The sequence below is a fragment of the Nesterenkonia alkaliphila genome (assembly GCF_009758175.1).
Classification (GTDB): domain Bacteria; phylum Actinomycetota; class Actinomycetes; order Actinomycetales; family Micrococcaceae; genus Nesterenkonia; species Nesterenkonia alkaliphila.
The window spans coordinates 1-7423 of record NZ_WRPM01000006.1 but is presented as its reverse complement, the minus strand read 5'-3'; the positions used below and the strand labels follow the sequence as shown (position 1 = coordinate 7423).

Annotated in this window: 7 protein-coding genes; all 7 read left to right on the top strand. The window is 64.9% G+C overall.

Features of this window, described 5'->3' with window-relative positions; all coding sequences use genetic code 11:
* Positions 1-65 precede the first annotated feature (65 nt).
* Positions 66-1907: a hydrogen gas-evolving membrane-bound hydrogenase subunit E gene (mbhE, locus tag GNZ21_RS16135; RefSeq protein ID WP_229659514.1), complete on the top strand. Its 1842-nt coding sequence runs from the start codon at positions 66-68 to the stop codon at positions 1905-1907.
* Positions 1904-2419, top strand: a complete 516-nt coding sequence (locus GNZ21_RS00775) for a Na(+)/H(+) antiporter subunit C (protein ID WP_188503692.1) — start codon at positions 1904-1906, stop codon at positions 2417-2419. Before mbhE ends, GNZ21_RS00775 begins: the two co-directional genes overlap by 4 nt.
* A complete protein-coding gene (locus tag GNZ21_RS00770; protein ID WP_157320460.1) occupies positions 2419-4176 on the top strand; it encodes a Na+/H+ antiporter subunit D in 1758 nt (585 codons plus the stop codon). The genes GNZ21_RS00775 and GNZ21_RS00770 overlap by 1 nt, the downstream gene beginning before the upstream one ends.
* On the top strand, positions 4176-4769 hold the full coding sequence (locus GNZ21_RS00765; protein WP_157320458.1) for a Na+/H+ antiporter subunit E: 594 nt from the start codon (positions 4176-4178) through the stop codon (positions 4767-4769). Before GNZ21_RS00770 ends, GNZ21_RS00765 begins: the two co-directional genes overlap by 1 nt.
* On the top strand, positions 4766-5314 hold the full coding sequence (locus GNZ21_RS00760) for a monovalent cation/H+ antiporter complex subunit F (protein WP_157320456.1): 549 nt from the start codon (positions 4766-4768) through the stop codon (positions 5312-5314). The genes GNZ21_RS00765 and GNZ21_RS00760 overlap by 4 nt, the downstream gene beginning before the upstream one ends.
* Positions 5311-5694, top strand: a complete 384-nt coding sequence (mnhG, locus tag GNZ21_RS00755; RefSeq protein ID WP_157320454.1) for a monovalent cation/H(+) antiporter subunit G — start codon at positions 5311-5313, stop codon at positions 5692-5694. The genes GNZ21_RS00760 and mnhG overlap by 4 nt, the downstream gene beginning before the upstream one ends.
* A 523-nt stretch (positions 5695-6217) precedes the next feature.
* Positions 6218-7423, top strand: a 1206-nt coding sequence (locus tag GNZ21_RS00750) for a peptidoglycan DD-metalloendopeptidase family protein (protein WP_157320452.1), incomplete at its 3' end; no start/stop codon positions are given.

Genomic DNA, 7423 nt, shown 5'->3' with positions numbered 1-7423 from the left:
CGGTCTCTTGCCGGCAGAACCCTCACCCCAAACACTTGACATTTATCTATAGGAGTGTCGGATTCGTGGCCAAAGAGGTGGTCTTCGAGTCCTTCTACGGCTATGCGGAGATCAACGGGGTATGGGGCTGGATAGTGCTCGGCGGCGTCGTCCTGGCCTCAGCAATCACCGTGGCCTATTCTGCCCGGTTCCTGTGGGGCTCCTTCGCCACCAAATACAGACAAACAGATGACGACGACGCCCGAGTCGCCGTCAAGCCCACCACTTTCCACGGCGCCCCTGATGCGGTATTCCTGGCAGCTCCGGCGGCGTTAGCCGTGCTGACCCTGGTCTTTGCAATGGCCCCCGGCCCGGTGCAGCATCTGGTGGAGCCCTTCGCAGCGCTCTTCGCCCCGGTGGCCCCGGATGTGGAGCCCACCTATCTGGCGCTCTGGCACGGGCTGACCCCGGTGCTGGGGCTCTCCGTGCTGGCCTGGGTGCTCGGGGCGGCACTCTTCTGGCTGCACGGGCGAATCACCGATCCGCAGCGGGTGGTGCCTGCAGTGCTGGACGCCGAACGGATCTACCGGTACTCCATCCGCAGCCTAGATGACTTTGCGGTCTGGACCACTTCCAAGACCCAGCGCGGCTCGCTGGGCTGGTACCTGTTCATCATTGTGGCAGTGGCCACCGCGGTGCCGGCCGGGGTGATCGCGCTGACCGGGCACACAGTTCCCGAGCATGTGATCTTCGCCGAGCAGCCCATGCAGGTGGTGCTGGCCGCAGTGATCATAGCCGGCGGCCTGGGCGCAGTCTGGGCGCCCAAACGGTTCATGGCCGTGCTGATGGTCAGCCTCTGCGGCTGGGGCATCGCCGGGATCTTCGCCCTGCAGGGCGCCCCGGACTTAGCGCTGACCCTGCTGCTGGTGGAGTCGATCGTCCTGGTGGTGTTCGTGCTGGCCCTGCGCACTCTGCCGGCTGGGATCTGGACCCAGAACCCCACCAGGTTCCGGATGGGCCGGGCGCTGCTGGGCGCCGGTTTCGGGGCGATCATCATGGTGGCCGCAGCCATCGCCATGGACTCTCGCACCGCTGAGCCGATCAGCGTGGAGTTCCCGTGGATGAGTTACGAGATCGGCCACGGGGCCAATATCGTCAATGTGACTCTGGTGGACATCCGGGTTTGGGACACCTTCGGGGAGATCACCGTGCTGGCCGCCGCCGCCACCGGTGTGGCCAGCCTGATATTTGTGAAGCGCCGTGACGTGCAGCGCCGGGCCCTGCACGAGGTGCCCACTGGCTCTGTGGGCCGGGTGCTCTCGGACAAGGTGCTCTCCCCGCGCCAGGCCAAGGAGGTCCAGGTCGCCCGGTCATTCGCCACGGTGGCCCGTGAGGCCTGGCTAGTTGCCGGGCGCACCCTGGCCCCGGAGCACCGCTCGATCATCTTCGAGGTGGTTACCCGGCTGATGTTCCATGCGATCATCCTGCTCTCGGTGTATCTGCTGCTGGCGGGGCACAACACCCCCGGGGGCGGCTTCGCCGGCGGACTGCTGGCAGGCCTGGCCTTCCTGCTGCGCTATCTGGCCGGTGGCCGGTATGAGCTGGAGGCGGCCATTCCGTTCTCCGCCGGCGCACTGATGGGCTGGGGCCTGGCAGTGGCCTGCTTCACCGGGGTGCTGCCGCTGATCTTCGGCGGCCACGCCTTCCAGAGCTTCATCGTGGACTTCGACCTGCCGATCTTCGGCGAGCACCACCTGGTCTCCTCGGTTCTGTTCGACGTGGGCGTCTACCTGGTGGTGGTGGGCCTGATCGTCGATGTGCTGCGCAGCCTGGGTTCAGAGATCGATGTCCGCTCCGAGCAGGAGCACCGGGCCGGCCAGCAGGGGCACAGTATCCATTCCCAGACCTCCCTGGGGGTGGCCCGGTGACTATCAATCTGACCCTGCTGCTGGTGATGGGTGTGATGTTCGCCGTGGGCATCTACCTGATGCTGGAGCGCTCGCTGACCCGGGTGCTGCTGGGCATCATCCTGATTTCCAACGGGGTGAACCTGCTGCTGCTGCAGACTGCCGGCCGAGCCGGAATCTCCCCCCTGGTTCAGGACGGGGTGGAGGCCGGTGAGTATTTCGACCCGCTGCCCCAGGCCCTGCTGCTGACAGCGATCGTGATCGCCTTCGCCCTGGTCTCCTTCATGCTCGCGCTGATCTACCGCTCCTGGGTGCTGGCCCGCCAGGACGAGGTCACCGATGATGAGGAGGACCGTAGGGTTGCTGCCGCAGTGGGCGCCTATGATCCCGAGGAGGATGCCGAGGTCAGCACTGAGACCTCCGAGTTCATCGACACTGTGGACCCCTCCACCGGCACGATCCGTGCGGTGGACCCGGCCGAGCGCAACGCCCAGAGCAGTGAGCCCAAACAGCGGAAGGCGGGGGAGAGCTGATGGATCTCAGTCTCATCGAGTTCGTGCCGCTAGCCGTGCTGCTGCCATTCTTCGGGGCGGCATTCGCCTTCGCCTTCTACCGCAACCAGGCCACCCAGAAGGCCATCACCATCGGCACGCTGATCATCACCGTGGTGTTGGAGATCGTGCTGCTGACCGAGATCTGGCACAGCGGGGCCCATGCGGTGAACCTGGCCGGCTGGCCGGCCCCCTTCGGCATCACGATGGTCATCGATCGGTTCTCCGCGCTGATGCTGGTGGTCTCCTCCATCATCACTCTGGCCGTGCTGCTCTATGCGGTGGGGCAGGGTGCCGCCGAGGAGAAGAACGACGCTGGCCCGGTTTCCATCTTCTACCCCACCTACCTGATTCTGGTGGCTGGAGTCTCCAACGCGTTCCTGGCCGGGGACCTCTTCAACCTGTATGTGGGCTTTGAGATCTTCCTCACCGCGTCCTACGTTCTGCTGACCCTCGGCGGTGGGGAGGCGCGCATCCGTGCCGGGGTCACCTATGTGGTGGTCTCGATCCTGTCCTCGATGCTGTTCCTGATCACCATCGGGCTGGTCTACGCGGCCACCGGCACGGTGAACCTGGCCGATATCGCCCTGAAGGTGGGCGAGCTGGATCATGGGGTCCAGCTGCTGCTGCATGTGATGCTGCTGGTGGCTTTCGGGATCAAGGCCGCGGTGTTCCCGCTGGCGTTCTGGCTGCCGGACTCCTACCCCACCGCCCCGGCCCCGGTCACCGCCGTCTTCGCCGGACTGCTGACCAAGGTGGGCATCTATGCGATGATCCGCACCGAGACCCTGCTGTTCCCGGGGGAGCGGATCAACACCGCCCTGATGATCGTGGCTGGGCTGACCATGATCGTGGGCATCCTGGGCGCGCTGGCTCAGGCGGATATCAAACGTATGCTGTCCTTCACGCTGATCAGCCATATCGGCTATCTGGTGTTCGGCCTGGCGCTGAGCAGCATCATCGGGATGGCCGCCACCATCTACTATGTGGCCCACCACATCACCATCCAGACCACCCTGTTCCTGGTCACCGGGCTGATCGAACGCAGGGCCGGGACCTCCAATGTGGAGAGGCTGGGCGGGCTCGCGCGCATCTCCCCAGTGCTGGCTATTCTGTTCTTCATCCCGGCGATGAACTTGGCCGGCATTCCGCCGTTCAGCGGATTTGTGGGCAAGCTGGGCATGATGCAGGGCGGCATCGCGGAGAACACCTGGATTACCTGGATCCTGGTGTTCGCCTCGGTGGTCACCTCGCTGCTGACTCTGCTGGCAGTGGCTCGGATCTGGGCGCGCGGATTCTGGCGCAAGGCTGAGGACGTGGAGGATCCTGAGCGGATCCTCATCCAGAAGTCCCTGGCACACGCCCGGGCGGCCAATAAGCGGCTGCTGCCGGCCACTATGGTGGTGCCCACTGCCGCACTCGTGGCGCTGAGCCTGGTGTTCACCGTGGCGGCCGGCCCGCTGATGAACTTCTCCCGGGCAGCAGCCCAGGACATGTACGAACGCACGCCTTATCTGGAGGCCGTGTTGGGCGAGGAGCGGGTGGACGGCGTCCGCGAGGACCTGAAGGAGTTCACCGAGGGCTATGTGATCGATCTGGACACCGGCGACGACGGGGCCGAGGAGTTCGCCCCGGTGCGCACCTCCCTGCAGCCTGACATGGAGACTGACGCGAAGGGCTCCACGTCTGTGGACGAGTACGACGACGCCGCCGGGACCGGTCAGGGAGAGGAGGACTGATGCGCCGCCCACGCACCCCGCTGAAGCTTGAGCTGCCGCTGATCCTGTTCCTAGGCGTGTTCTGGATGGCAGTCTGGCAGAGCTTCGACCTCGGGACCTTCATTCTGGGGCTGATCTACGGCACTATCGCTGTGCGCGTCTTCTACCTGCCACCACTGCGCGGCACCGGGCGGTTGAACCCTTTCTGGGGATTGGTCCTCGGGGTGCGCTTCTTGGCCAAAATGGTGATGGCAAGCTTTCAGGTGTCCTGGTTGACCGTGGCCAAGGGGCCCAGGATGCGCAACTCAATCATCTCCATCCAGCTGCGCAGTCACGATGACCTGCTGGTCACCCTTACCGGCCATGCTCTGGCTCTGGTGCCGGGCTCTCTGGTACTGGATGTGGACCGCACCACCGCCACCCTCTACCTGCACGCGCTCAACGTCACCGATGACGTGCAGGCGGAGAAGATCCGGCAGGATGCACTACGCACCGAGGCGTTGCTGATCCGTACACTAGGCAACCGCTCTGACCTTGCAGTGGTCAAGGCCGAAGCCCGGCTGGGACGGGTTGCGGGGCTCTCCAAGACCGAACGTGAGGTGATGCCACAATGACCATGCTCGACTGGGCCTACTGGATCACCCAATTCTTCCTGGCGCTGGGCGCGCTCTGCGCGGTCTACCGGGTGTACAAGGGGCCCTCGGTTCTGGACCGGGTGATCAGCGTGGACGTCATTCTGATCATTGTGGGTTCGGTGATGTTGGTGGATATGGCCTATCACCGGCACACTGACTTCATCCTTTTTGTGGTAGTCACTGCCGTGATCGGCTTCCTCGGCGCAGTAGCTATAGCTCGCTATGTGGTGGTGCGCACCCCCGAATCTGAGGACACCGTGCGGCAGGCAGAGGCCCAGGCCGCCGCACTCTCCGGCGGCGCGGCCGATGAGCCAGAGATCCCGGCGGGACAGTCTCCTGCTGGATCCGCCCAAGAGGATGAATCCACCTCCTGGTTCGCCGCGCTGGCCCGCTCAGGCTTTGCGCCCAAGCGTAAAAATGATGCCGAGCACGACGCCGCGGCGGAGGCTGACTCCGCCGGCAGTACCTCGGAGCCCGGCATCCCACATCCCCGCAGGGATACCTCTGAGGGAGGCTCAGCATGACTTTGGATACGTTTCTTGACGGAACAGCTGCAGTGTTCATGGTGGTTGGTGGGCTGATGTCGCTTGCGGCCGGGATCGGCCTGCTCCGCTTCCCCGACCTGCACTCCCGGATGCATGCCGCCACCAAGCCGCAGGTGCTGGGCCTGCTGATGCTGGTGCTGGCCGCGGCTATTATGTGGCGCTCCTGGGCCTGGGTGCCGATTGCGATCTTGGCTTGGGGCCTGATGCTCCTTACAGCCCCGGTCAGCGCCCATGTGGTGGGCCGGGCCGGGTACCGGACCAAACATATGCGCGCAGATCTGCTCGCTGATGATGAGCTGGCTGCTGCGGTGGACCGACTCAGCCGCCAGCGCGGTATTCGCCGCGAAGTCAAAGACTGAGTTGGTCCCGGCGGCGGGCACGTGTCCCGCACGCCTCTCGTCCGGCTCCGCCGGACTTCACGCCTAAAGTCGCGGAGCGCAAGCACTCCGCTCACTCGTTGCAGCGACCAGAAACGAGAAGCTCCCCGGCTGGCCGCGTGAGGGGGGACGCGATATGGCCAACCGGGGAGCTATGAATCACTCGCACCTTGAAGAGGCACTATCTAAGGTACTCACCTTTCTGAACGGAACACCCTATAGAGCCTGGAAGTTTCCTATGAGTTTTTGGTTCTGTTGCAGAGCGCTGCTTCCGGTGGCGTTCCCTCACAGTTTGATCACAGGTTCAAGGCGGGGTTGAACATCGGCCTGCCATGGGCCGTGATCAACTCGTTACCCTGAGTATGAGCTGACCGGGGAATTTCGCTCTGATTCCCATCGCTTGCTTCCCCACCTTTAGGGGCGGCCCCGGACAGTCCTAACACGCACCGTCACGCACCGGCGGTGTGCCAAGGAGTCGTACTGTCCGACTAGTGAGGATTGATCTGTGCCGAAGAAACTCCCCGCGGCTGCCGTCGGCGTCTTTGCCGCCGGCCTGACCCTGCCGTTCACCACTGCCGCCACCGCGGAGGCTGCCCCCACCCTGCCGGCTCCTGAGCCCTTTCAGGGCGGTGCAGCCGGCCCGGCGGCGTCGTTGTCCAGCTCCACCACTTTGGTGACATCCAACAGCTCTGGTCATTTCGTCCAGCCGCTGACGTCCAGCTACACCTTCAGCAGCGGCTACGGGCCGCGCTGCAGCCCCAACCCAGGAGCCTCCTCCTACCATCTGGGGCAGGACCTGGTGGCGCCTGAAGGCACTCCGTTCCGGGCCATCGCTGCCGGAACCGTGGTCAGCACCCAGGACGGCACCTCATCCCGTGCTGGGCATGTGATGCTCCGGCACAATATCGGTGGCCAGACCTACCACTCTCGGTACTTGCATGTCTGGGATGGCACCTCACATGTTCAAGTGGGCGATACGGTCGCCGCCGGAGAAACCATCGGCCTGGTGGGCAACTCCGGGGTCAGCCAGACGCCGCACCTGCACCTGGAGATCTGGCAGGGCGCATGGCACACCGGTACTGCCCTGGACCCGCACGCCTTCCTCTTGGAGCGCGGTGTGGATATGCGGGCCGCGGCCGACCGGGAGTATTTCCCGAGCGTATGTCCTGATGGCAGCGGAGGGGCTCCCGCCGACTCCGGCTCCGGCTCGTCCTCGGGAGGGTCCTCTTCCGGCAGCTCCGACTCCGCCGGTGAGACCCGGCGGGTTACGCAGCCGTTGAACCTGCGCTCCGGTGCCGGGAACAGTCACAGTGTGATCAGCTGGATGCCCACGGGGGAGCAGGTCACCGTGATCTCAACCAGCGGCTCCTGGGCGCAGGTGGAGCGGCCCAATGGGCAGCGCGGCTGGGCGCACAGTTCATATTTGAGCTCCTCCGGTTCGAGCTCCTCGGGTGGTTCCTCCTCCGGGTCGCCTAACTCGGGCTCCTCCGGCGGTTCGTCTAGCTCAGGTGGTTCCTCCTCGGGCAGCTCTTCCGGCTCAGGTGGTTCCTCCTCGGGCGGTTCTTCCAGCTCTGGCGGGTCGTCTACCGGTTCGTCGAACTCTTCAGTCTCTGCGGTGGCTCGTCAGGTGATCGATGGGCGGTTCGGAAATGGTGCTGACCGCGTGCAGCGGCTGCGGGCGGCGGGGCATGATCCTGCTGCGGTGCAGGCC